The organism is Stenotrophomonas sp. Steno-Z4 (assembly GCF_056393145.1).
The window spans coordinates 305,136-330,902 of record NZ_JBWJPC010000004.1 but is presented as its reverse complement, the minus strand read 5'-3'; the positions used below and the strand labels follow the sequence as shown (position 1 = coordinate 330,902).

Annotated in this window: 16 protein-coding genes and 1 pseudogene; 12 read left to right on the top strand and 5 right to left on the bottom strand. The window is 68.3% G+C overall.

The features are described 5' to 3' along the window. Positions 1 to 316 precede the first annotated feature (316 nt). Entirely contained in the window at positions 317 to 1,813 is a 1,497-nt protein-coding gene (gene proP / locus AC06E7_RS12235; protein WP_184123412.1) for a glycine betaine/L-proline transporter ProP, read from the top strand. A gap of 126 nt (positions 1,814 to 1,939) precedes the next feature. Next, positions 1,940 to 4,282, top strand: coding sequence for a GH92 family glycosyl hydrolase (locus tag AC06E7_RS12230; protein ID WP_478064898.1), 2,343 nt, complete (start codon positions 1,940 to 1,942; stop codon positions 4,280 to 4,282). A 6-nt stretch (positions 4,283 to 4,288) separates the two neighbouring features. On the opposite strand, the gene AC06E7_RS12225 is transcribed toward AC06E7_RS12230, so the two are convergent. Further along, positions 4,289 to 5,017, bottom strand: a complete 729-nt coding sequence (locus AC06E7_RS12225) for an SOS response-associated peptidase (RefSeq protein ID WP_478064897.1) — start codon at positions 5,015 to 5,017, stop codon at positions 4,289 to 4,291. A 94-nt stretch (positions 5,018 to 5,111) separates the two neighbouring features. On the opposite strand from AC06E7_RS12225, the gene AC06E7_RS12220 reads away from it, so the two are divergent. Then, complete coding sequence (locus tag AC06E7_RS12220; RefSeq protein WP_210132648.1) at positions 5,112 to 5,909, top strand: AraC family transcriptional regulator; 798 nt, start codon at positions 5,112 to 5,114, stop codon at positions 5,907 to 5,909. A gap of 147 nt (positions 5,910 to 6,056) precedes the next feature. Here the strand turns inward: AC06E7_RS12220 and AC06E7_RS12215 are convergent, their stop codons facing one another. Continuing rightward, positions 6,057 to 7,298, bottom strand: coding sequence for an MFS transporter (locus AC06E7_RS12215; RefSeq protein ID WP_478064896.1), 1,242 nt, complete (start codon positions 7,296 to 7,298; stop codon positions 6,057 to 6,059). Between the two features lie 178 nt (positions 7,299 to 7,476). On the opposite strand from AC06E7_RS12215, the gene AC06E7_RS12210 reads away from it, so the two are divergent. From AC06E7_RS12210 to AC06E7_RS12200, 3 genes are all read left to right on the top strand, one after another. Further along, positions 7,477 to 8,841 (top strand): XAC2610-related protein, encoded by a 1,365-nt coding sequence (locus tag AC06E7_RS12210; RefSeq protein ID WP_478064895.1) that lies wholly within the window; start codon positions 7,477 to 7,479, stop codon positions 8,839 to 8,841. Positions 8,842 to 8,907: 66 nt separating this feature from the next. Continuing rightward, a complete protein-coding gene (locus AC06E7_RS12205) occupies positions 8,908 to 9,330 on the top strand; it encodes a DUF2231 domain-containing protein (protein WP_320459020.1) in 423 nt (140 codons plus the stop codon). Next, positions 9,327 to 10,685, top strand: a complete 1,359-nt coding sequence (locus AC06E7_RS12200) for a PQQ-dependent sugar dehydrogenase (RefSeq protein WP_478064894.1) — start codon at positions 9,327 to 9,329, stop codon at positions 10,683 to 10,685. The genes AC06E7_RS12205 and AC06E7_RS12200 overlap by 4 nt, the downstream gene beginning before the upstream one ends. Before the next feature lie 73 nt (positions 10,686 to 10,758). Here the strand turns inward: AC06E7_RS12200 and AC06E7_RS12195 are convergent, their stop codons facing one another. The 3 genes from AC06E7_RS12195 to AC06E7_RS12185 form a co-directional block, all read right to left on the bottom strand. Continuing rightward, positions 10,759 to 13,647: a type 2 lanthipeptide synthetase LanM family protein gene (locus tag AC06E7_RS12195; RefSeq protein WP_478064893.1), complete on the bottom strand. Its 2,889-nt coding sequence runs from the start codon at positions 13,645 to 13,647 to the stop codon at positions 10,759 to 10,761. Between the two features lie 83 nt (positions 13,648 to 13,730). Continuing rightward, complete coding sequence (locus AC06E7_RS12190) at positions 13,731 to 13,937, bottom strand: DUF6229 family protein (protein ID WP_093535704.1); 207 nt, start codon at positions 13,935 to 13,937, stop codon at positions 13,731 to 13,733. Between the two features lie 205 nt (positions 13,938 to 14,142). Continuing rightward, positions 14,143 to 14,817, bottom strand: coding sequence for a hypothetical protein (locus tag AC06E7_RS12185; RefSeq protein WP_478064892.1), 675 nt, complete (start codon positions 14,815 to 14,817; stop codon positions 14,143 to 14,145). A gap of 56 nt (positions 14,818 to 14,873) precedes the next feature. Here AC06E7_RS12185 and xth point away from each other — a divergent pair, with 56 nt between their 5' ends. From xth to treY, 6 genes and pseudogenes are all read left to right on the top strand, one after another. After that, positions 14,874 to 15,776, top strand: coding sequence for an exodeoxyribonuclease III (gene xth, locus AC06E7_RS12180; protein WP_478064891.1), 903 nt, complete (start codon positions 14,874 to 14,876; stop codon positions 15,774 to 15,776). A 326-nt stretch (positions 15,777 to 16,102) separates the two neighbouring features. After that, the gene (glgA, locus tag AC06E7_RS12175) at positions 16,103 to 17,671 is read left to right on the top strand and encodes a glycogen synthase GlgA (protein ID WP_478064890.1); all 1,569 of its coding nucleotides are present in this window, start codon (positions 16,103 to 16,105) and stop codon (positions 17,669 to 17,671) included. Positions 17,672 to 17,712: 41 nt separating this feature from the next. Then, a pseudogene (gene glgB, locus AC06E7_RS12170) lies at positions 17,713 to 19,620 on the top strand (1,4-alpha-glucan branching protein GlgB); the annotation flags it as partial. Then, the gene (treZ, locus tag AC06E7_RS12165) at positions 19,617 to 21,356 is read left to right on the top strand and encodes a malto-oligosyltrehalose trehalohydrolase (RefSeq protein WP_478064889.1); all 1,740 of its coding nucleotides are present in this window, start codon (positions 19,617 to 19,619) and stop codon (positions 21,354 to 21,356) included. The pseudogene glgB and the gene treZ, both read left to right, overlap by 4 nt. Beyond that, a complete protein-coding gene (locus AC06E7_RS12160; protein WP_478064888.1) occupies positions 21,353 to 23,266 on the top strand; it encodes a 4-alpha-glucanotransferase in 1,914 nt (637 codons plus the stop codon). The genes treZ and AC06E7_RS12160 overlap by 4 nt, the downstream gene beginning before the upstream one ends. Continuing rightward, positions 23,263 to 25,767, top strand: a complete 2,505-nt coding sequence (treY, locus tag AC06E7_RS12155) for a malto-oligosyltrehalose synthase (RefSeq protein WP_478064887.1) — start codon at positions 23,263 to 23,265, stop codon at positions 25,765 to 25,767. The genes AC06E7_RS12160 and treY overlap by 4 nt, the downstream gene beginning before the upstream one ends.

The window sequence follows — 25,767 nt, the reverse complement described above, 5'->3', positions numbered from 1 at the left end:
TGGACGTCAACGATTGCCCCAACTTTACCAATGGCTGAAAAACGCCTTGAAACAAGGCGTTTGGACAGCATGTGAAGAATCGATAAAGGCCACCTGCACACACTGTGGTAACATGTGCGCTTGATCATTGCCTCGGGCCATTGCCCGTCTCTCGGTCATCCTTCCTGCAGCGCCGTGGTGTACCACGCGGCCGTCCGGGAACGCCTGTTGTTACCCCTCTTCGCGCCTCGTGCCGCGTTCTTCCAGAGGCGGTGTTTACCTGTGCCTTGCGCGGGACCTCGGGTGCGTTGATGACCCTGCTTCCAGGAGAAAGCAGATGCAGGAACTGCATGCCGCACATGCCCATTTCGGGTGGTTCAAGCGCCGCCGCCAGATGAAGGTCGACGAAGTCACCGTGGTCGATCGCCCCATGCTCAAGAAAGCCGTGGGTGCCGCCGCGCTCGGCAATGCGATGGAATGGTTCGATTTCGGTGTGTATGGCTATCTTGCGGTCACGCTCGGCCAGGTGTTCTTCCCCGCCAGCAGCCCGACCGCGCAGCTGATCGCCACCTTCGCCACCTTCACCGTGGCGTTCCTGGTCCGCCCGCTGGGTGGGCTGGTGTTCGGCCCGCTGGGTGACAGATACGGCCGCCAGAAAGTGCTGGCCTTCACCATGATCCTGATGGCGCTGGGCACCTTCAGCATCGGCCTGATTCCGTCCTACGACAGCATCGGCATGTGGGCCCCGGCCCTGCTGCTGCTTGCGCGCCTGGTGCAGGGGTTCTCCACCGGCGGCGAATACGGCGGCGCGGCCACGTTCATCGCCGAATATTCCACCGACCGCAACCGCGGCCTGATGGGCAGCTGGCTCGAGTTCGGCACGCTGGGTGGCTACATCGCCGGTGCGGCCACGGTGACCGTGCTGCACATGGCCTTGAGCAGCACGCAGATGCTGGACTGGGGCTGGCGCCTGCCGTTCCTGATCGCCGGCCCGCTGGGCCTGCTCGGCCTGTACATGCGCATGAAGCTGGAAGAGACCCCGGCCTTCCGCGCCTATGCCGAAGAGGCCGACAAACGCGACCTCGAACGCCCGGGGCTGGGCGCGCTGCTGCGCGTGCATTGGCCGCAGCTGCTCAAGTGCGTGGGCCTGGTGCTGGTATTCAACGTCACCGACTACATGTTGCTCACCTACATGCCCAGCTACCTGAGCGTGACCATGGGCTATGCCGAGAGCAAGGGCCTGCTGCTGATCATCATCGTGATGCTGGTGATGATGCCGCTCAACGTGGTGGGCGGGTTGTTCAGTGACCGCCTGGGCCGTCGGCCGATGATCATCGGCGCGTGCATCGCGCTGTTCGCGCTGGCCATTCCGTGCCTGCTGCTGGTGGGCAGCGGCCACGACGGGCTGATCTTCCTCGGCCTGATGCTGCTTGGGTTGGCGCTGGTGTGTTTCACCAGTTCCATGCCGTCCACGCTGCCGGCGCTGTTCTACACCCCGGTGCGCTACAGCGCGCTGTCGATCGCGTTCAACGTGTCGGTGTCGCTGTTCGGTGGCACCACGCCGCTGATCACCGCCTGGCTGGTGGAGCGCACCGGCGACCCGCTGGTGCCGGCGTACTACCTGATGGGCGCGGCGGTGATCGGCCTGGTCACCATGCTGTTCGTCAACGAAACCGCCAACCTGCCACTGCGCGGCTCGCCGCCGGCGGTAGCCAGCGAAGCCGAAGCCCACGCCCTGCTGCGCAGCGACGAGCCGGTGACCGTAGACGCCACGCAACCCACCCTCCCGGAAGCGACCCGTAGCGACACGCCACGCGTGTCTGGCGCCATCTAAAACCACCGACGCCGCCCGAAGCCTGCCCCCAGCCACCCCCCCCCAAGCGACACCCCCGCGCCGCAACATGCGGCGCGGGGACAACCAATGCTAGGATCGGTTCACCTTGAATCGATCTAAATCCATATGAGCAGAGCGGGGAAGTCGGGGTTGGTGGCACTGGCCATGGGCGCCATGCTGGTGGCAGGCACCGCAGCAGCGGCGCCGCAGAGCGCAGGCGAACGCGCCTACGCCGCCGTGGATCCATTCATTGGTGCCGGGGGCGAAGGGCATACCTATCCCGGCGCGACGGTGCCCTTCGGCATGGTCCAGCTCAGCCCGGACACCCGCATCCAGCCGCGCGAAAAGGCCTACGACTGGGCCGCCGGCTACCGCCACGACGACAGCAGCATCGTCGGCTTCTCGCACACCCACTTCTCCGGCAGCGGCCATTCCGACCTGGGCGATGTGCTGGTGATGCCGTTCACCGGCGACCCCGGCCTGGAGCGTGGCGATCCGGAAAAGCCGCGCAGCGGCTACGCCTCGCGCTTCGACCACAAGGATGAAAAAGCCGAGCCCGGCTACTACGCCGTGACGCTGCAGGACTACAAGGTCCGCGCCGAGCTCACCGCCAGCGCCCGCACCGGCGTGCATCGCTACACCTACCCGAAGGGCGAGGAAGCCAAGCTGCTGCTCGACCTGCGCACCAGCCTGTACGACTACCCCGGCAAGATCCTGTGGTCGCGCCTGCGCCTGCGCGAGGACGGCACCGTGACCGGCTTCCGCGAAACCCGTGGCTGGGCACCGGGCCGGCAGCTGTATTTCGCCATGCGGTTCTCGCGCCCGCTCACCGGGCACGCGCTGCACAACACGGAAACCGACATCGCCTACAAGGGCTTCCCGCCGCCGGGCCAGAACCACCCGGAGCAGCGCCCGCAGATCGAAGGCCGCCAGCTGGTCGGTACGTTCGACTTCGGCAAGCTCGATGCGCCGCTGGTGGTCAGCGTGGCGATCTCCTCGGTGAGCGAAGCCGGCGCCATCGCCAACCTCGACGCCGAAACGAAAGACCAGAACTTCGACCGCATCCGCGCCGACGCCCGCACGCAATGGCAGCAGGCGCTGTCGGTGCTGGACATCGAGGCCCCGGCGCATGACAAACGCAGCGCCTACACCGCGTTGTACCACAGCCTGCTCGGCCCGACCCTGTTCATGGACGTGGATGGCCAGTACCGCGGCTCGGATAACGCCGTGCACCGCGCCGAGGGCTATACCAACTACTCGACCTTCTCGCTGTGGGACACCTACCGCGCCCTGCACCCGCTGCTGACCCTGGTGCAGCCGGAGCAGCGCACCAGCGACATGGTCAATTCGCTGCTCGCGCACCAGCACAACAGTGCCTACGGCATGCTGCCGGTGTGGGCGTTCCACGGCCAGGAAACCTGGTGCATGATCGGCTACCACGCCGTGCCGGTGATCGCCGATGCCTACGTCAAGGGCATTCGTGGCTTCGACGCCGACAAGGCGCTGCAGGCGATGGTGGCCACCGCCAACTACGGCCCGTACGATGGCATCGCGCAGTACCGCGAGCTGGGCTGGGTGCCGATCGACGAAGAGGGCGAAGCGGCCAGCAAGACCCTGGAGTATGCCTTCGACGACTGGACCATCGCACGCATGGCCACGGCCATGGGCAAGACGGATGTGGCGGCCGAGTTCGACAAGCGCGCCGGCAACTGGCGCCACGCCTTCGACGCCGAAACCGGCTTCATGCGCGCGCGCAAGCGTGACGGCAGCTTCCGCACCCCGTTCGATCCCAGCGCCAGCGGCTACGGCACCGACTACACCGAAGGCAACGCCTGGCAGTATTCCTGGTACGTGCCGCAGGACGTGGCCGGCCTGGCCGAGGTGCACGGCGGCGCCGACAAGCTGCTGGCGCGGCTGGATGCGGTGTTCGATGCCAAGGTGGATCCGTCCATCTTCGAACACATGGAAGACATCACCGGCCTGATCGGCTGGTACGCGCACGGCAACGAACCCAGCCACCACGTCGCCTACCTGTACTCATATGCGGGCCAGCCGTGGCGCGCGCAGGCGCGCTTGAAGCAGATCATGGACACCCAGTACGCCGACCGCCCCGATGGCCTGGCCGGCAATGACGACCTGGGCCAGATGTCGGCCTGGTACGTGTTCACCGCGCTGGGCTTCTACCCGGTGGCACCGGGAAGCGCCGAGTACATCATCGGCCGCCCGTTCCTGCCCAAGGCGGTGCTGAACCTGCCCAACGGCAAGACCTTCCGCATCACCACCGACGGCATGGGCAAGGGCCACGAGTACGTGGGTTCGGTGACGCTCAACGGCAAGCCGTTGAACCGCACGTTCCTGCGCCATGCGGAAATCCTGGCCGGCGGCGAACTGCACTTCACCCTGCAGGCAACGCCGAACAAGGCATGGCCGGGGCAGGGCGCGGAACAGCCGTACTCGATGTCGCGCTGACGCCGCTCAGCTGTCCTCGTCCCAGCGATCGCCGTCCCCGTCCACCGGGGGCGGCGATGTCGTTTCCAGGTCCGGGTCGACCGGTTCCAGCAGCGTGTAGTCGTCGCGCTTGAGGTCGCGGAAGGCGCGTCCGACCGGATACGCCTCCAGTGCCGGCGAGCGTACCCGCAGCGAGGCAGGGGTGTTGGCGGCACCGGAAAGCCAGGCCAGTGCCAGCTCGGCGGGCAGGAACACCGGCCCATCCGGGGTCAGTGGCTCCGGAATGGCGCGGTTGGGAGCGGTGAGCACGCTGAAGGAATCCATCGCGTGGCCGTCGCCGTCCTCCCAATGCTCCCAGAGGCCGGCGGCCAACAGGGCCAGGCCATCGCGCCGCTGCACGAACAGCGGCCACGGCGGCCGGCGCTGGCGGTCCAGCTTGTAGTACCCGGTCATCGGAATCACGCACGGGCGTTCGGCCCAGGCGTTGGAGAAGATACGGCTGCCCGGCGCCCGGTCCAGGCGGGCGGTGACGGTGGTGTACGGCGTATCCGGCGTCTTCGACCAGCGCGGCACCAGGCCCCAGACCATGTCGGTCACGATCAGCTCGCCATCGGCATTGCGGGCCAGCACCGATGCCGTGGACCCCTTGCCGATGTTGTAGCGGTCCGGCGCTGCGGCCACGGCAGTGGCGAGCCCGCGCGGCAGTCCGTCGGGGACCGATTCCGGCTCGGCAATGGCTTGGGCGAAACGACGCATGGGTGCAGGGTAGGGCGCGTGCCGTGAGCGTGTGGTTGAGTGGCGGCGCGGGCGGGGCTAGAGTTGCGGGGTGGTTGTTTCGCGGTATCTGCCCATGCCTCATCGGAAAAAAGACATCCCGCCGGTCGACGCTGCAGGCCAGCGTCTGCCGCTGGGCCCCGAGTCCGCCGTGCTGTGCCGGGCGCGCGACTACGCCGCCGGCACGGTGATTCCGCTGCACCACCATCCGGACCGCCACCAGCTGGTCTACGCCGCCTCCGGCGTGCTGGTGGTGCAGGCCGGCGCCGGCCGCTGGGTGGTGCCCAGCACGCGCGCGATCTGGATGCCGGCCGGGATCGGCCACAAGGTGAGCTGCATCGGCGCGGTGCGCATGCGCAGCCTGTACATCCTGCCGCAGGCCATCGCCGATGCGCCGCCCAGCGCAGCGACCGTGTCGATCACACCCTTGCTGGCCGAACTGATCGGTGCGGCCGCCATCGTGGAGCAGCCCTACGTCCCGGACTCACGCGACGGCCATCTCATGCAGCTGATCCTGGACGAACTGCAGGCGCTGCCGGTGCTGCCACTGCATGTTCCGGAACCGGTCGACCCGCGCCTGCAGCAGATCGCGCAGCACTGGGACGCCGCGCCCGACGACGCTTCCACGCTGCAGGACTGGGCCGTTCGCCTCGGCGTGGACGCCAAGACGATCCAGCGCCTGTGCGCGCGCGAACTGCACATGACGTTCGGTCAATGGCGCCAGCAGATCCGGCTCGTCCGCGCCCTCGAACGCCTCGCCCATGGCGAGAAGGTCATCGACGTAGCGCTGTCGCAAGGCTACGCCAGCCCCAGCGCGTTCACCGCCATGTTCAAGAAGCGATTCGGCCAGCTGCCCAGCCAGTTCTTCCAATAACACGAAACGTCTGACGCAAAACGGTACTGCCACGGTGGTCCCGACGATACTGCCGACGCCACTGCCGACGGTACCGCCGACGGTAATGCCGAAGATACTGCCGACGGTAGTGCCGACGGTAGTGCCGACTGTTAGTCGGCAACTCTGTCACCGCCCGTTGGTCTTCGGCAGAAACGCAGTAGCCAACCCCAACAACGGCAGGAACGAGGTGAAGTGGTACACCCACACGATCCCGTGAATGTCAGCCAGCTTCCCCAACCCAGCCGCGCCGATCCCACCGATACCGAACATCAGCCCGAACATGAGCCCGGACACCATCCCGACACGCCCCGGCACCGCTTCCTGCGCATACACCACCAGCGCGGCAAACGCAGATGACATCACCAGCCCGACGGCAACGGCCAGCACCGCGGTGCCCATCAGATTGGCATAGGGCAGGGCAAGCGCGAACGGCGCCACGCCGAGGAACGAAATCCAGATAACTGCCTTGCGCCCGATCCGGTCACCCACCGGGCCACCGATGAAGGTGCCCAGCGCGATCGACGCCAGGAACACGAATAGGTACATCTGGCTCTGCTGCACGCTCAGGTGGAAACGTTCGATCAGGTAGAAGGTGAAGTAGTTGGTGATGGAGGCGATGTACACGAACTTGGCGAACATCAGCACCGCGATCACCGCGATGGCCTGCACCACCTTGCCGCGGCTCAGGCCGATGCCATGCGAGCGCGCCAGGCTGTTCATCTTTGCCTGGCCGTGGCGCACGGTCCAACCGGTCAGCCGGAACAGCACGAAGATGGCCACGGCGGCGATCAGCAGGAACCAGCCGATGGCGCGCTGGCCGTGCGGAATCACCACGGCAGCGGCCAGCAGCGGGCCGATGGCCGAGCCGGTATTGCCGCCGACCTGGAAGGTGGACTGCGCGGTGCCGAAACGCCCGCCCGAGGCCATGCGCGCCACCCGCGAAGCTTCCGGGTGGAACGTGGCCGAGCCCACGCCCACCACGGCGGCGGCCAGCAGCAGCATTTCGTAACTGCTGGCCATGGCCATCATGCCGATGCCGACGAAGGTGGCGATCATGCCGGAGGGCAGCAGGTAGGGCAGCGGGCGCTTATCCGTGTACATGCCCACCCACGGCTGCAGCAGCGAGGCGGTGAACTGGTAGACCAGCGCGATGGTGCCGATCTGGCCGAAGGTCAGCGCGAACTGGCTCTTGAACATCGGGTACACGGCCGGCAGCACGGCCTGGATCATGTCGTTGAGCAGGTGCGCGAACGCGGCGGCACCCACGATGCGGATCGCAAAGCCCTGGTGGGCGGGATCGGAAGCGGCGGGCAGTACCGGCGAAGCAGGGGCGACGGGCGAAGCGGACGGCGGGGTTTCTGTGCTCATGGGACCATTGGAACTACAGCTGCGGTCCCGGCCGGCCACGCCGCCAGGGTGTGGCGCGTGATCCAGCCTGGACCTGGTGGGGGACAAGCGGAGCACGAGGGTAAGCCGGACCCACGCTGCCGTCTCGCGCGATAGGGACCACTATCGTCGCGTTAGGGACATCACGCATGATGGCGGCATGAGAATCCGCTACGCCGCGTTGTTGCTTGCCATCCTGACGACCCATGCCGAAGCGGGACCGCTGCTGGAGCCCGGCATTTACCAGCTTTCGCCCGAGGCGCCCCAGGCAGAAACGGCAGCACCGCCGGCCGCAGGCGAAATCCAGCAGGACCTGCTTGCCACCGCGATTCCCGACGCGGCGAAGGTGCGCTACGCCTTCGTGTCGCGCGATCCGGGCGAGGCGTTGAACAAGCTGGTATTCGTCACCGATGCGGCGTACCGCTACGACATCAACAGCGCCAACCGGCTGTGCCCGGCCTATGCGTTTCCCGATTGGAACGAACGTTCCGAGGCGCAGCCGTTCTGCCGCACCAACATTGGCAGCGCGGACAGCGAGGCGGCACTGGCCTGGACCGCACGCGGCTTCACGCTGCGCTGGGCCGACCAGAAAACGCTGATCCGTACCGAGCAGGTTCCCGCCAGCCGCAAGCCCACCCCGGATGAGATCGGCGCCTGCGCGGTGGGCGGCGTGTGTGCGCCCGACGCTTACGGCAGGTCTGTGCACCACTACCAGGTCACCCACTATCGTGACGGGTTCGCCCTGCAGGCACCACGACCCTACATCGACGTGTTCGCGGCGACCGTGGACACCCCGGTCTACCGAAGCGCCGGGGACGGCATGGCATCCGGCACGCTTGCCGCGGGGCGCTATGCCGGTGTGCTCAGCAGGGGCGCTGAGTGGATCGCCATTGAAGAAGTGGCGGCAGACGGCGCGGCGACGCCCGGCTGGATCCGTCGGGATGATCTTGCCGCCGGGGATGTGCGTATTCCCCAGCAGGCAACCACCGACCACCTGCGTTTCGTGCTGGTCGTTGCGCCCGCCGACGACGATCAAGCAGTGCTGCAGGCCATCGACATCCTGGACGCCACGACCGGCCTGCGCCGGCAGATCCTGCGCGACATCGATGCCGAGCCGCTGAGCGCCGGCCCTGACGTGGTGCAGCTGGTGGACGCCAACTTCGACGGCTGGCCGGACCTGAGCGTACCCGGCTACGCCGGCGGGGCAGGCCCGAACGCCACGCGGAACCTGTACCTGTTCGACCCGGCGGCCCAGGCCTTCGTGTTCGAGCCAACGCTGTCGAGCCTGCCACAGCTGGCCATCGACCCCGCCACGCGCACCCTCATCTCCGCCTCGCGCGGCGGCTGCTGCTCGCACGCCACCGAAACCTACCGTTACGTGGACGGGCAGCTGCAGCAGGTGGCCAGCTGGGAGGAATCGCTGTCGCCCGATGGCGAACACCTGCAGACGACGGAGGGCACGCTGCGCAACGGAACAATGAAGTACCGCACCCGCACGCGGAAGCTGCCCGCCGACTGGCGCTGAGCACATCAACCGCCCGTCACGCAGGCGGTGGCAGGATACCGGTTGCATTCCCCTCAGGAGACAGCCGTGTCCACAACCGCCGTCGTGACCCGCCACTGGGTCATCCATCCATTCCATGCCGCCGTGCTCGGCGGCGTGCTGCCGCTGTTCCTCGGCGCGCTGCTGGCCGATTACGCGTACTGGAACACCTACGAAATCCAGTGGAGCAACTTCGCCTCCTGGCTGCTGGTCGGGGCGATGGTCATGACCACGTTGGCGCTGGTGTGCGGCCTGGTGGGCCTGGTGCGCGGCAGCCGTAACGGCGTCTACGTCATCGTGCTGGCGGTCACCTGGATCGTGGGCTTCATCAACTCGCTGCACCACGCACGCGATGCCTGGGCGATCATGCCGGCTGCGCTGCTGTGGTCGGTGATCGTCACGGTGCTGGCGTTGATTGCCACCTGGCTTGGTTTCTCCAGTGTGCGCGTGCGCGTGGGAGGTGTCCTGTGAACCGCGCCCCGAAGGTATTCGCACTTTCCGTACTCGCCGTGGCCTTGGCCGCTTGCAGTGGCAAGGCCCCGGAGCTGCAGCAGCTCGGCGCCAACCCGGAACTGCCCAAGCCCCATCGTGGCGTGATGCCGGACATGACCATTGCCCAGCCGACCGCGTGGGGCGATACCGTGCCCACCGTGCCGGCCGGTTTCAAGGTCGCGGCAATCGCCACCGACCTGGCCATTCCGCGCCAGACCCTGGTGCTGCCCAACGGCGATATCCTGGTAGCCGAAGGTCGGGGCGGCAGCGCGCCCAACCTCAAGCCGAAGGATGTGATTGCCGGAAAGATCAAGGCCAAGGGCAATACGCAGGTGAAGAGCGGCAACCGCCTGACCCTGCTGCGGGATGCCGATGGTGACGGCGTGTATGAGCTGAAGACGGTGTTTGCCGACAAGCTCAATGCGCCCTATGGGCTGGCACTGGTGGGGAACGCCCTGTACGTGGCCAACCAGGATGCGCTGGTGCGCTTCGACTACACCGAAGGCCAGACCAAGGCCAGCGGTGCGCCGACCAAGGTGACCGACCTGCCGTCGGCCATCAACCACCATTGGACCAAGTCGCTGGCGGCCAGCGCCGATGGCACCCACCTGTACGTGGGCATCGGTTCCAACAGCAACATCACCGAACGCGGCATGGCGGCGGAAATCGACCGCGCCCAGGTCTGGGAGATCGATGCGCAGACCGGTGCGCACCGCACCTACGCCAGCGGCATCCGCAATCCCACGGCACTCGCCGTACAGCCCGGCACCGGCACGTTGTGGGCGGTGGTCAACGAACGTGACGAAATCGGGCCGAACCTGGTGCCGGATTACCTCACCTCGGTGCGCGACGGCGGCTTCTATGGCTGGCCCTACAGCTACTGGGGCAAGCACGTGGACCGCCGGGTGATGCCGCAGAACCCGGAGAAGGTGGCGTCCGCGCTGACCCCGGACTTCGCGCTGGGCTCGCACGTGGCCGCGCTGGGCGTGGCGTTCGCCAACCCGGCGGTGGGCGGCAACTTCACCGACGGTGTCTTCGTCGGCCAGCACGGCAGCTGGAACCGCAATCCGCCGGTCGGCTACAAGGTGGTGTTCGTGCCGTTCCGTGATGGCAAGCCCGCCGGCGAAGCGATCGATTTCGCCACTGGCTTCCGCGGCGATGACGGCAAGACCCGCGGCCGCCCGGTGGGCGTCAGCGTCGATCCGCGCGGCGCGGTGATCGTGGCCGATGACCTGGCCAACACCATCTGGCGGATCACGCCAACCGCAGCTCCCGCCACGCCAGCCGCGCCGCCTTCGGCAACTCCGTCGACGCCTTCGGCCCCGGCGCCTTAAAGCCACGCCCTGCGTGCCTGCTCGACCCTGAAATGCGCCTGCGGCCCAACGCCGCAGGCGCGATGGTGATCAATCAGGCGGCATCCAACGCCGCCTGCTCCCGCACCTGGCGCACGGCAATCGCCGGCGCAGCACCATTCCCGCGTTCCAGCAACAACGGCGAGGGCAGCGCGCACGCCGGATGCATGCGGCTGAAACCGTAGATGGCACCCGCCAGCCCGATCATCAGCCCGGGCGTGAACGCGGCGCGGGTCAGCCCGCCGACCATGCCGTTGTGCTCTTCGATGGAAGAGATGATCTCCGCGGCAGCCGTGTCGACCGGGTAGGGACATCCTTCCGGATCCAGCGCCGCCGCACGCACCAGCAGTTCGCGCGTGGACAGATCGCCATGGCACAGCGTATGGCTGAAACCCCATTTGCCGTTGGCATCGGCCACCGCGCGCCGCAGCATGCGCAGGAACCCGGAGTGTCCGGTCCGCGCCAGCAGGTCGGCCGCGGCCAGCCCGATGCCCACGCTGCCGTGGCACCAGGTGGGGAAGTTCTTCTGCCCCTCCTTGAGGTGGATATCGCGCCAACGCCCGGTGCCGGGTTCGTAGAGCGCGTCCTGGAACGCAAACGCGCCATCGGCAAGCGACTGCCACTCACGGCGCTCCTGCGCGCTGCCCGCGTCGGTCAACGCCAGCCGTGCCAGCGCCCAGCCGATGCCCATCGCACCGTGCCCGAAGCCGCCGATGGGCTGCTCGAACTGCGGCGTTGGCCAGCGCACGCCGTCAGCGTCGTCAATGGCGGTGGCCTGCAGGCGGCGCGCGGCGTCTGCGGCAATATCGAGCCAAGCGTTCTCGGCAGTGGCTTCGCTCAGCCCGATCAGCGGCACGATCGCGCCCGCCACCCCGTCGAGCAGTTCGGCCTTGGGGACAGCCTCGAATCCGGTTGCACGCAGTCCCTCGGCCGTTGCGCGCGCGAGCTCCAGCAGGTCCGGGCGCTGCAGCAGGTCGTGCAGCGCCAGCAGCGTCCAGATCCGCGAGCCGGCGCCGACCAGGCCACCGCTCGCATCGGCCGGGTCGCGGCGGCACATGGTCACGAACACCTGGATGGCACCGTGCATGGCCTCCTCCAGGCCAGGCACCACATCGGCCCGACCGGCCTGCACTTCCCGCCAGTAGCCTGCGAGGCTGAAGGCGATGCCGCCCAACCCGAAGTAGAGGTCGGGCTGCACCGGCTGCACGGTCCAGCCGGTGCGGGTGATCTCCGGGGTGATCCAGGTCATGCTGCCGTCGGCGCCACGAATCGACAGCCGGATCAGGTTGTCGACCGCGGCGGCGGCCTGCTGGCGGCGGCGCGCTTCCAGGTCGCGCGCGTGTGCTGCCGTGGCGGCATAGGAATACCCCTCGCGGGCTTCGGCGCGTGCCAGCGCATGCTCGTTGAGGTCGGTGGCCACCAGCGTGCTGCGGATGGTCACCTCTTCCAGATCGATCCGCATGTCTCGCCAGCCTGCCACGACGGTGTCGATGCGTGCGGCATCCAGCACTGAAGTGAAGATGGGAATGTCGCCATGGCGCATCGCATCGATCTCGCCCCGCACCGTCACCGGGTCGGCCGACGCGGCCGGCGCCACGGCGGCGTTCCTGACCAGCAGGTCCGTCGCGGTGGCGACCGCCCGCGTCTCGTCATGCAGGGATGCCGGGTGCCACAGCATGCGACCGAGTTCGGCGTAGGCCATGGTCGGCCGGCGTACATCACGCACCTCGCAGCCAGCGAAGCTGCGCAGCAGCGTGTCCAGTTCGCCGCTCGCATCCAGCGCGCGCAAGTGGCGGCTGGCCTGCATGAAGCCGGTGCTGATGTAGTCCCAGAAGCGTGAGACATCCGGCGCCGGGCTCGGGTGGTTCTGGGCCACGGCGAAATCGGCTTCCACCAGGCCGAGGCGGGGCGGGGCGCCGGCATCGTCGACAATCACCGGCACCTGCACCTTGGGCTGCTCGCCCGGCAACGCGCCCGCTGCGGAGAGATCGACGCCTTCCATGCCCAGCCCGGCCGTGCGGAAGGGCACGATCCCGGTACGCAGCACCGAGTTGCGCATCAGCCGCACCGCGATGTCGTACGCCTGCCCGTAGCCGGTCTCGGCGATCTCGACAGGTTTGGAAAAAACGCTTTCCGAATCCACCACCACCGGTACCGGACCCACCGCGATCAGGTTCTCAAGGTGGATGTCGGTACCGCCGATCAGGCGTAGAACGGCCAGCCAATGGCCGAGGCCGCGATAATAGGTCTGCAGTGCCTGGTCGTCGGCGCAGTAGCGATGGTCGGCAAATTCGGCCCAGCCATGGGTGCCGCGATCGATCACGCGGGGCACCCGCACCCGGTCCGGGTCATCGGGGAACACGCAGGCGAGGAAGCCATCCAGGGTGGCATCCACGCGCAGCGAGCGCGGCTTGTACATCACCGTGCCACCGTCGAACGTGAGCCTGGCCACGGTGCGTCCCCCGGCGTGCAGGTCACCCTTGCCCAGCGAAAGGCCGAGCAGGCGGCCGGGGGGGCGTTCGAGCAGGCCGTGCAGAAGGTCGCGGTCGGCGCGGATACGTTCGGCCAGTTCGCTGATGGCGGCGCTCTGCGCCTGCAGCATGCGCTCGAAGCGCGACCACAGCACCGGGTAGCGCTGGTCCAGGTGCAGCCGAAATGCGTCGGTGCGGGCGACAGCCTCGAACTGTTGCAGCTGCAGGATGGGATCGCTCGCGGAAACCGCACCGCTGCGGATCGCGGCATGCAGTTCAAGCAGCAGCAGGCGATTGAGTTTCAACTGCGCATTGCCATGCAGGGCCAGGTCGGCCTCGGCACGGATCACGTCGATCTCGCCCAGATCCAACCCAGGCGCGAGATCGAGAAGCGAATGGTCCAGGCGCGTAAGGATATCGGCCAGGAAGTGGCGCACGATGCGTGCGAATGAAGCGGCGGCGGTAGTGGCCATTGCGTCCCCTGCAGTCTGCCCAGCGTCCGGAATGCATCCAGGCGGCGCGCAGCCATGGCAGCTGCGCGCCGGTACAGGCTAGATCAGCAACACAGGCAATGGTTGACCACGGAAATGGTGGTGGTGCACTCACCGCCACCGCCGGTGATCATGGTGGGCGCTGCGCAGGTGAGCGCCGCATCGGTAGCGTTCTGTCCGTAGATGAAAAGCGAACCGGCCGGGTTGTCGCAGCCATCCACGCTGTCGGCACCGTTGAGCCAGCCTGAAACGACGTCGTCATTCAGTTGCATTGCGCTTTCTCCTGTTGTTTCAACATGAGGCGTTGAAGGCGCCGGTACACGGGCGCCTTTGGTCTACGGCCACTCCTTGGCATCAGGAAAAGCGAACGCGACACCGGGAGACGGGATTGGCCGCGTGATTACGGTGAACCGAGTTTTAGGCGAAGTCAAACTGAGTAACTGCTCACATAAATAGTGTGAAATGAATCGGGGAACTCTATGTAACCCAGTGAATCGAACTCAACGCGTCACGCAGTTTCTGCTTGGCGAGTTCATTGCTGAAAGGCGGCTCGCGCGGCGGGTCGTACACCTCCGGCCGCGTACCGGCCACGACCAGATCAATCGCATAGCAACGCCCATGCTGCACGGCGCGATAGCTGTCGGCCGATACGTAGTGACTCATCGCTGCGTCGCCCACCGGGAAGTGGGTGAAGCTCACGCCGCCAATGTCGACCGTGTCGGCTGGCCCCGTAGCTTCTGCGGGAGGCGTCAGGCAGTCGGCGACGGCACCGGCGTCGTCGCTGCGTCCGACGCGAAGCTCGGCCGCCGTCACCTCGTTGGACCCGTCCAGCACCAAGGCAGCCAGTGGCGAACCGGTGCTGCCCGAGGCATCGAACAGCTTCCAGCCATCCAGCGTCAAGTAGCTGCGGGTGAAATCCCTGCGCAGCTCCATGCCAGGAACTGCAGCCAGCGCGATGCCGGGCGGCGTTTCACTGAAGGCATGGGCGGGCGGTGACGACGTTGCACGCGCCTCGTGGGTGACTGCCGCCTTCGCCGCACCCGGATCGCCGCCGGTAGGTTGTGGCGGTCCCTCCGCGTCGGGCGAAGGCGTACAGGCGGTAGATGCCAGCACGGTGGCCAGCAGCAGCGGGCGAGAGGACAGGATGGGCATCGGAAGCGGCACCAGGGAAGGGAAACCCAAGCATGCGCCCGCCCAGGTTGCGCGGAGTGAAGCAGCCAGAAGCCTGGGTGCGATGGCCCCGTGAGCGGACTCTTGACGCGCACACAGCGCAATGCCGGGAATACTGGGACTCCCTCCTGCTGGAGCACGCCATGGCCCGTCGCAGGCGCCTCCGGATTGCCACCTTCAACGTCAACGGAATCAAGACGCGGCTTCCGCACCTGTTGGCCTGGCTGGAGAAAGAGAAACCCGACATCGTGGCGCTGCAGGAGCTCAAGGCCAGCCAGGATGCGTTTCCTGAAACCGAGATCCGTGACGCAGGCTACGGCTGCCTGTGGCACGGCCAACGTGCCTGGAACGGCGTGGCGCTGCTGGCGCGTGGGCAGGACCCGATCGAAAGCCGGCGCGGGCTCCCGGGCGACCGCACCGATGACCAGAGCCGCTATCTGGAGGCGGCGGCGCACGGCGTACTGGTGGGAGGGCTGTACCTGCCCAACGGCAATCCGCAGCCCGGTCCGAAGTTCGATTACAAGCTGAAGTGGATGCAGCGGCTGCACAGGCACGCGCTGGGACTGGTCGGCCTGCCGCATCCGGTCGCGCTGATCGGCGATTTCAACGTGGTGCCGACTGACGCGGATATCTACGATCCCAAGTCGTGGCGGCGGGATGCCCTGTTGCAGCCGGAGGCGCGAGAGGCGTACGCCGATCTGCTGGCACAGGGCTGGACCGACAGTCTCCGCCACGTCTACGGCGAGCAGACGATCTACACGTTCTGGGATTATTTCCGCCAGCACTACGAACGCGACCGTGGGCTTCGCATCGACCACCTGCTGCTGAACCCGGTGCTGGCCGACGGACTGAAGGATGCCGGTGTGGACCGCTGGGTTCGTGGTCTGGAGAAAGCGAGTGACCACGCGCCGACCTGGATCGAGGCGCTCGCTCCGCAATGATTGCAACGGAGGCGTGACAGCACGCGGCCGAGAATGAAGGATTCAGGCGGGCGGCTGCAGGCGCGAAGGTCATGATGCGAACGCATCTGCTCATGCCGTACAAGCATCGACAGCCTGCGACAAGCGCTGCATTGCAGGCACCTTGCGCCTGCGAAGCGTGGCGGGGTCACGATGTTGTCGCATCAAGTTCACGCGGTGTTTATTCCGCACACAGGTAGATTCCAACCAAGGTTCGCGCGCGACGTTTTCGGCGCCGCAGAAACCCCCGCCCTTGGCGCAATGCCGATGGCACCCCCACCGCAGTACCACCTTCGAGATTTCCCCCCATGTCGCATCTGCGTCAGATCGCTGTTCCCGTGGCTTTGCCCGTTCCCGCTGGCGAGGAAGGCGGCGCACGCGTTCGTCGCACGCCCCGGCTGCGCGCCGTCGAGACCACCCCGCCGCCGCTCGGTCGTGTCGATCCGGCTCGGCGCGTCCTGTTCGTCACCTCCGAGATGGCGGACTACGTCAAGGCCGGCGGGCTGGGCGACGTTGCCGCGGCCCTGCCGCGTGCGCTGCGCACCCGATCGGATGTGCGGGTGCTGATTCCGGGCTACGACGAAGTCATCGCGGGGGCCCCGGACCTGCGGTTGGTGGGCCGCGTGCCGGCACGGGCCGGAATTCCCGCCTGCGACATCGGGGAGACGTTTGCGGGTGGCGTGCCGGTGCTGGTGCTGGTGTGCCCCGGGCTGTTCCAGCGAGGTGGCAGTCCATACGTGGATGGCAGCGGGCAGGACTGGAGTGACAACGCAGTGCGCTTTGCCGCGCTGTCGCGCGCCGCGGCGGTGATCGCCTGTGGCAATGCCGGCATGGAATGGCAGCCGGAACTGCTGCACCTGAATGATTGGCCGTGCGCACTGGCCGCCGCCTATCTGCGCTGGTACGGCTCGGACGTGCCCGCGCTGCTGACCGTCCACAACCTGGCCTACCAGGGGTTGTTCCCGCTTGAAGACGCCGCCGTGCTGGGCGTTTCGCCCGAGCAGGCCGAGAGCATCACCTTCCATGGCCGGCTGTCGTTCCTGCAGGCGGGCATCGTGCATGCTGACCATGTGAACACGGTCAGCGTGAGCTACGCGCGCCAGATCACCGGCCCCGAACAGGGCTGTGGGCTGGACGCGCTGCTGTCCGGTCACGCGGCGAGCGGTCGCTTGAGCGGCATCGTCAACGGCATCGACAGCAGCTGGGACCCGCGCACCGACCTGCACCTGAGCGAACACTTCGACCTGCACCGCTGGGAAGGCCGGGTCGCCAACAAGCGGCGCGTGCAGCGTGCGCTGGGGCTGCCGCACAGCGACGGGCCGCTGTTCGCGGTGGTCTCGCGCCTGGTCCACCAGAAGGGCCTGGACCTGAGCTGCGCGGTGGCGCACCAGATCGCCGCCGCCGGTGGCCAGTTGGCCATCATCGGCGGCGGTGAACCGCGCATCGAAGCAGAAGTGGCCGCGCTGTCGCGGCGGTTCCCTTCCTGCGTGGGCGTGTACCCCGGGTTCGACGAAGGCCTCGCCCGCAAGATGTTCGCCGGGGCCGATTTCCTGCTCATGCCCTCCCGCTTCGAGCCGTGCGGGCTGAGCCAGATGTATGCGCAGCGGTTCGGCTGCCTGCCGATCGCGCACGCCACCGGCGGCTTGATCGACACGGTGGAGGACGGCGTGACCGGCCTGCTGTTCAACTCGGCCGACGCCGACTCGCTGCGCCGCTGCGTGCAGCGTGCGTTCCGCACCTACCGCATCCCCGGGCTGCTGTCGGCCATGCGCCGCGCGGCCATGCTGCGGCCGAGCAGCTGGGACCTCGCCGGTACGGAGTACCTGAGGCTGTATGAGCGCGTGCTGGATGCGCGCGTGCCGGAGTTGCAGGCATGAGCGAGCACGCCCTCGTTGCGCGCGACGCCAGTTTCGCATCCGATCCGACCGAATCACCCGGCACTACGGACGACAGCGCGCTCAACACGGCGCAGCTCGACGCACTGCGCAGCGGGGACCCGGACGCCGCCCGTCGGCTGCTGGGCGCAGTGGCCACCGGAAACGGCGGTGTGCGCTTCGCCGTGTGGGCCCCCAATGCCAGCCGGGTGGCCGTGGTAGGCGATTTCAACGGCTGGGACGCGGAGCGGCACCCGCTGCGCCTGCATCCCGAGGCGGGGGTCTGGGAAGGGTTCGTGCCGCGCGTGGCGGTCGGTGCCCGCTACAAGTTCGCGGTCACTGCCGGTGACGGAAGCTCCGTGGCGTTCAAGGCCGACCCGATGGCACGTGCCTGCGAACTGCCGCCCGACACCGCCTCCCGCGTTGCCGGTCCGGCGACGCACGCCTGGCAGGATGGCGCGTGGATGGCCGCACGCGGCGTGGCCGGGGGCCAGGCCATTTCAGTCTATGAAGTGCACGCGGGTTCCTGGCGCCGCGATGCGGACGGCCAGCCGCTCGGCTGGTCGGCGCTGGGCGATGCATTGATTCCCTACGTGAAGGCCCTCGGTTTCACCCACATCGAGCTGCTGCCGGTCAGCGAGCATCCCTTCGGCGGGTCCTGGGGCTACCAGCCGCTGGGCCTGTTCGCGCCGACCGCGCGTCACGGCGGCCCGGAAGACTTCGCGGCATTCGTCGACCGCTGCCACGTCGCGGGGTTGGGCGTGATCGTCGACTGGGTGGGAGCGCACTTCCCCAGCGACGCACACGGCATGCAGCGCTTCGACGGCACCGCGCTGTACGAGCACGAAGACCCGCGGCTGGGCCTGCATCCGGATTGGAACACGCTGATCTACAACTATGGGCGCACCGAAGTGGCCGCGTTCCTGATCGGCAGCGCGTTGGAGTGGATCGAACGCTTCCACATCGACGGGCTGCGCGTGGATGCGGTGGCCTCGATGCTGTACCGCGACTACAGCCGTGCCGAAGGCGAATGGCTGCCGAACGTCAACGGCGGTCGCGAAAACCTGGAGGCGGTCGCCTTCCTGCGCCAGTTCAATGAGGCGATCCGGACGCGCTTCCCGGAAGTGCTGGTCATGGCCGAGGAATCCACCGCGTGGCCGGGCGTTACCGCACCGGCCAACGCGAACGGCCTGGGATTCACCCACAAATGGAACATGGGCTGGATGCACGACACCCTCGCGTACCTGCGCCGCGACCCGATCCACCGTGGCCACCACCACGGCGAAATGACGTTCAGCGCCATCTACGCTTTCAGCGAGCGCTTCATCCTGCCGCTGTCGCACGACGAAGTGGTGCACGGCAAAGGCTCGCTGCTGGCGAAGATGCCGGGCGAGCGTGCGCAGCAGTTCGCCAACCTGCGGGCCTGTTATGGGTTCATGTGGGCACACCCGGGCAGCAAACTGCTGTTCATGGGCGGCGAGTTCGCCCAGCCGGCGGAATGGAACCACGACGCTGCGCTGGACTGGGACAGTGCGGCGCGGCACGAACATGCCGGCATCGCCCGGCTGGTCGGCGACCTCAACCGCTTGCTGCAGCAGGAACCGAGCCTGCGCCTGGCCAACGATGACGATGCCGGATTCGAGTGGAGCGTCAGCGATGACCACCAGAACAGCGTGCTTGCGTTCGTACGCCATCCGCCGCGCGGCGAAGGCCGGGCGACGCTGGTGGTCTGCAACTTCACCCCGGTGGCGCGGCATGGCTACCTGCTGGGGGTGCCGTCCGCCGGTGACTGGGTGGAGATCCTCAACACCGACAGCGCGTTCTATGGCGGCAGCAACCTGGGCAATGAAGGTCGCGTGGCGACCATTGCGCAGTCGATGCACGGCCACGCGCAGTCGCTGCCGTTGACCCTGCCGCCGCTGTCGGTGCTTTACCTGCAGGCCAGGGAATGAGTGCAGCGCAGGTGCGGTGGGGAGCCTGGCAGGATACGGACGGCGGTTGGCGTTTCGCACTGTGGGCACCGGCGGCCACGTCGGTGGATCTGCTGCTGGAAGACCAGGTGCTGCCCATGCAGGGCAGCGATGGCGGCTGGTTCGCGCTGACGGCGCCGGGTGCGCCCGGCATGCGCTACCGCTACCGCATCGATGGCGGCGACACGGTGCCCGACCCGGCCTCGCGTCAGCAGCCTGACGGCCTGTTCGGACCCAGCGCGCTGGTGGCCGACGACTTCGACTGGCAGCATCCGGACCGGTCCGGCCGGCCGTGGCACGAGGCGGTGATCTACGAGGTGCACGTGGGCGCCGCCGGCGGGTCGTTCAACGCGGTGCGCGATCAGCTGCCGCAACTGGCCGACCTCGGATTCACCGCGATCGAGCTGATGCCGGTGGCCACCTTTCCGGGTGAGCGCAACTGGGGCTACGACGGCGTGCTGCAGTATGCGCCTGCGCCCGCCTACGGCACGCCTGACGAGCTGAAGGCACTGGTCGATGCCGCCCATGGCCTGGGGATGATGGTGCTGCTGGACGTGGTGTACAACCATTTCGGGCCGGACGGCAATCCGCTGCCGGCCCTGGCGCCGGCGTTCTTCCGCAGCGACCTGTGCACCCCGTGGGGCAACGCGGTCGATTTCCGCCGCCCCGAGGTGCAGTGCTACTTCATCGACAACGCGGTGATGTGGATGCGCGATTACCGGTTCGACGGCGTGCGCCTCGACGCGGTGCACGCCATCCACCCGCTGGCGTTCCTGAACCTGCTGCGTGACCGGGTGCGCGCGGCGCTGCCCGGCCGCGAGGTGCTGCTGGTGCTGGAGAACGAGAACAACCAGTCGGCGTTGCTGGCCAGTGGGTTCACCGCGCAGTGGAATGACGACTTCCATAACGCGTTGCACGTGCTGCTGACCGGGGAGCATGAAGGCTACTACGGCGACTATGCCGACGATCCCTCCGGCCGCCTGCGCCGGGTGCTGGCCGAAGGCTTTGCCTGGCAGGGCGAGACCACCCGACGTGGGCGTGCGCGGGGCGAACCCAGCGCGGGCATTCCGCCGCAGCAGTTCGTGGTGTTCTGCCAGAACCACGACCAGACCGGCAACCGTGCGCAGGGCGAGCGCCTGCTGCAGCTGGTGGGGCCGCGCCGGACCGCATTGGCGATGGCATTGACCGCGTTGACGCCAATGATTCCGATGTTCTTCATGGGCGAGCCCTGGGGCGCGCGCTCACCGTTCCTGTATTTCACCGACCACCGCACGCCGCTGGACGAGCAGGTGCGCGAGGGCCGCCGCGCCGAATTCGCGCACTTCAGCAGCTTCAAGGATGAGCACCGACGTGCGCTGATTCCGGATCCGAATGCGCCGACCACGCTGGCCATGTCCCGTGCCCCGTGGCCGACGGAAGACGATCCCGACGCCGCGGCCTGGCTGGCCTGGTTCCAGGACCTGCTCGCGGTGCGTGCGGCCTGGCTCGGCCCAGCCGCCAGCGCGCAGTCGCTGGGTGCTGATGTGCTGGCGCCGGGCGTGCTGCGCGCTGGCTGGCAGCTGCCCGGAGCGCAGTGGTGGATCGCGTTCAATGCCAGCGATGCCACCGTGCCGGTGACGTTGCCGGCCGGGCGCGAAGTATTCCGGCTCGGCCCACCGGCCCGTGAGGACGGACTGGCGCCCGACAGCCTGTACGCCGTGGTGGTGGCTGCAGCATGAGCACGCAACCGGGATTGGGCGCATTGGCGGAGGCGGTCGGCCTCGCCGTTGATTGGGTGGATATCGCCGGGCGCCCGCAACGCGTGGATGACGCGGTACTTGGCGCGATCCTCGACGCCCTGGAGATTCCCAACGCCACGCCCGCGCAGCGTCGCGAGGCGCTGTCCGCGTTGGGGTCGCGCCGCCAGGTCCCGCTGCTGCGCACTGCCGTGGTCGGGACGCGGGTGGATGCCGGCGCCGCAGATGCGCCCTGCGTGTGGGAAGACGAGGACGGCAGCCGGGAGGACGGCCACACCAACGCGGCGGGGCAGGCGACGGCGCCGGCACGTCCGGGCTACTGGACCCTGGCCTGTGGCGCACACACGCAGCGTGTTGCGGTGGCGCCGCTGCGGTGCTTCGGGGTCCACGATGCGGTGAGCCGCGCGCATCCGTGGGGCCTGGTCCTGCAACCGTATGCGGCCCGTGGCCCACACGATGGCGGCACCGGCGATACCGCTGCCTGCGCGGCGTGGGCGCGGCAGGCGGGCGCGGCCGGCGCGGATGCGCTGGCACTCGGGCCGGTGCACGCCGGCGGCGGCATGGACGCAGACTACAGTCCCTATTTCCCGGGCGACCGGCGCTTCCTGGAGGCGGTGTACGCCGCACCGGTGGAGCAGTTCGGTGATGCGGCGCTGCAGGTGCTGGAGCGCGACGCCGCGCTGCGCGAGCAGCTCGCCGCACTGCGCGCCGCACCCCTGATCGATTGGCCGGCGGCGGCGATGGCCAAATGGGCATGGCTGGGTGCGGTGCGCGGTGCGGTGAAAGATGACGCAGATGCGACCCGCGACCTGCAGCGTTTCGTCAGCGACGGTGGCCCGGCGCTGGCGCGGCATGTGGCGTTCATGCATCCGCGCCTGGGACTGTCGTCGTCGCTGTACCTGTTCGGACAATGGATGGTGAGCCGCGGCTGGCAGCGTGCACAGGCGCAGGCGCGCGCGAGCGGCATGGGGCTGGGCCTGATCGCCGACCTCGCGGTGGGCTTCGATCCCGCCGGCGCTGAAGCCGATGCCGCCGGCGGCGCACTGCTACGCGGGTTGGTGCTCGGCGCGCCGCCCGATAGATTCTGCGCCGCGGGCCAGGTCTGGGGCGTAACCAGCTATTCGCCGCACGGGCTGGCCGAACAGGGCTTCGCACCGTTCATCGCGCTGCTGCGTGCGGTAATGCGCGACCGTGGCGGAATCCGGATCGACCACATCCTCGGCTGGCAGCGGTTGTGGGTGGTGCCCGATGGCGCCGGGGCAGGACAGGGCGCCTACCTGAGGTATCCGCTGCAGGACCTGCTCAACATCGCCGCGATCGAGTCGTGGCGCAGCCGCTGCATCGTGATCGGCGAGGATCTCGGCGTGGTGCCTCCGGGCATCCGCCAGGCACTGGCCGCACGCGGCGTGCTCGGCATGGATGTGCTGCCGTTCGCACGCGATGAAAACGGCGGCTTCCTGTCGCCCGGGGCATGGCGCGCGGATGCCGTGGCGATGACCGGCACCCACGACCTGCCGACCCTGGTCGGCTGGCGGCGGGGGCTGGATCTTGGCTGGCGGCACCGGCTCGGCGAGCTGGACGAGGAGGAACTGCGGCAACAGGCCGCCGAGCGCAGCGCCGATATCGCGCGCCTCGATGAAGCCATGAAAGGGCGTGCCCTGGATGAGATATCCGGCCGCCGCGCGGCACTGGAATACGTCGGCGCCAGTCCATCGGCGCTGGCGCTGCTGCCGGTGGAAGACGCGCTGGGCATGGCCGAGCAGGTCAACCTGCCGGGGACGGTAGGGGTCCACCCGAACTGGCGCCAGCGCCTGCCCACCGAAGGGGTCGAGCACACCTTGGAGGACGCCATGCAACGTTTCGCTACCGCCCGCGCGCAGGTGCGCCCATGAGCCGGGTGCGCGCCACCGCGCGCCTGCAGCTGCATGCAGGATTCACCCTGGACGATGCCGCGCGCCAGGTGGATTACTACGCCGCGCTGGGGATCAGCCACCTGTACCTGTCGCCGATCTGGCGCGCCGTGCCCGGGTCGACCCATGGGTACGACGTGGTGGACCCGACCGAAGTGAACCCCGAGCTGGGAGGCGAACGTGCCCTGCGGGGGCTTGCCGACCGGGCGCGGGCGAGTGGCATGGGGCTGGTGCTGGACATCGTGCCCAACCACATGGCCGCGCACGCGGACAACCGCTGGTGGTGGGACGTGCTTCAACACGGCCGCGGCAGCGCGTATGCCCACTGGTTCGATATCAACTGGAAGGCGCCGCTGGCAGGCGGCGCGCTGCAGCTGCCGATCCTGGATCGACCGCTGGACGCGGCCATCGAGGACGGCGTGCTGCGCGTGGAGCAGGAGGCTGGCGTTGCGGTGCTGCGTCACCACGAGGCGCGGTTGCCGCTGGCGCCCGGCACGGTGCCCGATGCCGCCCCTGCCGATCTGCGCGGCGTGATCGAGGCCCAGGCCTACCGCCCGATCTGGTGGCGGCTGGGCGACGACCGCTTGAACTACCGGCGCTTCTTCACCATTTCCAGCCTGGTCGGCCTGCAGGTACACCATGACGCGGTGTTCGACACCGTGCACCGCCTGCCGCTGGCGTTCCTGGCCGAGGGGCTGGTGGACGGCCTGCGCGTGGACCACGTGGACGGCATCGCCGACCCGCAGGCCTACCTGCAGCGACTGCGCACCGCGATGGACAGCGCCTGCGCCACGCACGGCGTTGCGCCCCTGCTGTGGGTGGAAAAGATCCTGGCGCCGGACGAGGAACTGCCGACGTCGTGGGCCTGCGACGGGACCACCGGCTACGATTTCATGGACCAGGTATCAGCCTGGCTGCACGACGCGTCGGGCGAGGCACCGCTGGCCCGGCAGTGGCAGCAGGCCACGGGGCGCACCACGTCGTTCAGCGAGGAAGAACGGCGGGCGCGCGATGAAATGCTGGCGCGTGGCCTGCGCAGCGAGTTCGACACACTGCTGCGACACCTGCTGCGCATGGAGCGCGCCGCATTGCCGGCCAGCGCCCGGTTCGGGCGTGCGCTGCTGTCGCGTGCGTTGACCGCGCTGCTGGTGCGGTTCCCGGTTTATCGGACGTATGCCACGCCAACCTGTTTCGACGAACACGACCAGCGTCGCTGGGACGCGGTGCTGGACAGCGTGGCGCGCGAGGAACCGGCGGATACGGCGCTGGCGGCGGGCTGGATTGCCGCCTGCTTCCGCGACGACGGCGGTAATGCGCGCGCACGCGCCACGCTGCGGCGGCGCTTCCAGCAGCTCAGCGCGCCGCTCAACGCCAAGGCGGTGGAGGACCGCGCGTTCTACCGCTACGGCGTGCTGCTCTCGCGCAACGAGGTGGGCAGCCGTCCCGACCATTTCGCCCTGTCCACGCGTGCCCTGCATACACGCACGCTGATGCGCGCCCATCGCCACCCGCAGGCCATGCTGGCCACGGCCACCCATGACCACAAGCGCGGTGAAGACAGCCGTGCGCGGTTGGCGGTGCTGTCCGAGCAGCCGCAGTGGTGGGGCAGGCTGGTGCGGACATTGGATCGTCGCGCTGCACGCGTCGGGATGGCCCTGCCGCCGCCGGCGGTGCGCCACATGCTGTGGCAGACCCTGCTCGGCGCGTGGCCGATGCAGGGCCTGCACGATCCGCGCAGCTTCGCGGAAAGGGTCGTGCAGTGGCAGCTGAAGGCGTTGCGTGAGGCCGATCTGTTTTCCTCCTGGACAGACCCTGATACCGCCTTCGAGTCCCGCACGCAGGCCTTCATCGAACAGCTGCTGCTGCACCCGGCCACGGCCTCGCTGCGCGGCACCCTCCAGCAGGCGGCCGAGCATGTCGGTGCCGCCGGCGCCCGCAATGGGCTGGCCCAGCTGGCGCTGCGGCTGACCCTGCCGGGCGTGCCCGACCTGTACCAAGGCACCGAGGGCTGGGACCTGTCGCTGGTGGATCCGGACAATCGCCGCGAGGTGGACTACGCGCGCCGTCGCGCCTGGCTCGACGATGCACGCCGCTGGCCGCAGCTGCTGGCGCAGTGGCAGGACGGCGCGGTCAAGGCGCGCCTGCTGCGGCACGTGCTGGCGCTGCGACGCGAACAGCCGGCGCTGTTTGCCGAAGGCACCTACCAACCCCTGCATGCGGACCGCGAGGTGGCGATGCTGGCCTTCCAGCGCGAACACGCCGGCCAGCGGCTGCTGGTGGCGGTGGCGCGCCACACCGCGGCGCAGCCTGCCCGGCAGGGCGCCGCGCTGTCCGCGTCGCATTGGGGCGGGGCAACCTTGACGGTCCCGCCCGGGCATTACCGCAACCTCCTGACCGGCGCGGCGCTGGTCAGTGATGGGACTCCCCTGCGCCTGCGGCAGCTGTTCGACGGCAGCCCGGTCGCGATTCATTCAACCTGCTGA

Coding starts and splice junctions, on each gene's coding strand:
- proP (WP_184123412.1), top strand. CDS start 317: ATGCAGGAACTGCATGCCGCACATGCCCATTTCGGGTGGTTCAAGCGC.
- AC06E7_RS12230 (WP_478064898.1), top strand. CDS start 1,940: ATGAGCAGAGCGGGGAAGTCGGGGTTGGTGGCACTGGCCATGGGCGCC.
- AC06E7_RS12225 (WP_478064897.1), bottom strand. CDS start 5,017: ATGCGTCGTTTCGCCCAAGCCATTGCCGAGCCGGAATCGGTCCCCGAC.
- AC06E7_RS12220 (WP_210132648.1), top strand. CDS start 5,112: ATGCCTCATCGGAAAAAAGACATCCCGCCGGTCGACGCTGCAGGCCAG.
- AC06E7_RS12215 (WP_478064896.1), bottom strand. CDS start 7,298: ATGAGCACAGAAACCCCGCCGTCCGCTTCGCCCGTCGCCCCTGCTTCG.
- AC06E7_RS12210 (WP_478064895.1), top strand. CDS start 7,477: ATGAGAATCCGCTACGCCGCGTTGTTGCTTGCCATCCTGACGACCCAT.
- AC06E7_RS12195 (WP_478064893.1), bottom strand. CDS start 13,647: ATGGCCACTACCGCCGCCGCTTCATTCGCACGCATCGTGCGCCACTTC.
- AC06E7_RS12190 (WP_093535704.1), bottom strand. CDS start 13,937: ATGCAACTGAATGACGACGTCGTTTCAGGCTGGCTCAACGGTGCCGAC.
- AC06E7_RS12185 (WP_478064892.1), bottom strand. CDS start 14,817: ATGCCCATCCTGTCCTCTCGCCCGCTGCTGCTGGCCACCGTGCTGGCA.
- glgA (WP_478064890.1), top strand. CDS start 16,103: ATGTCGCATCTGCGTCAGATCGCTGTTCCCGTGGCTTTGCCCGTTCCC.
- treZ (WP_478064889.1), top strand. CDS start 19,617: ATGAGTGCAGCGCAGGTGCGGTGGGGAGCCTGGCAGGATACGGACGGC.
- AC06E7_RS12160 (WP_478064888.1), top strand. CDS start 21,353: ATGAGCACGCAACCGGGATTGGGCGCATTGGCGGAGGCGGTCGGCCTC.
- treY (WP_478064887.1), top strand. CDS start 23,263: ATGAGCCGGGTGCGCGCCACCGCGCGCCTGCAGCTGCATGCAGGATTC.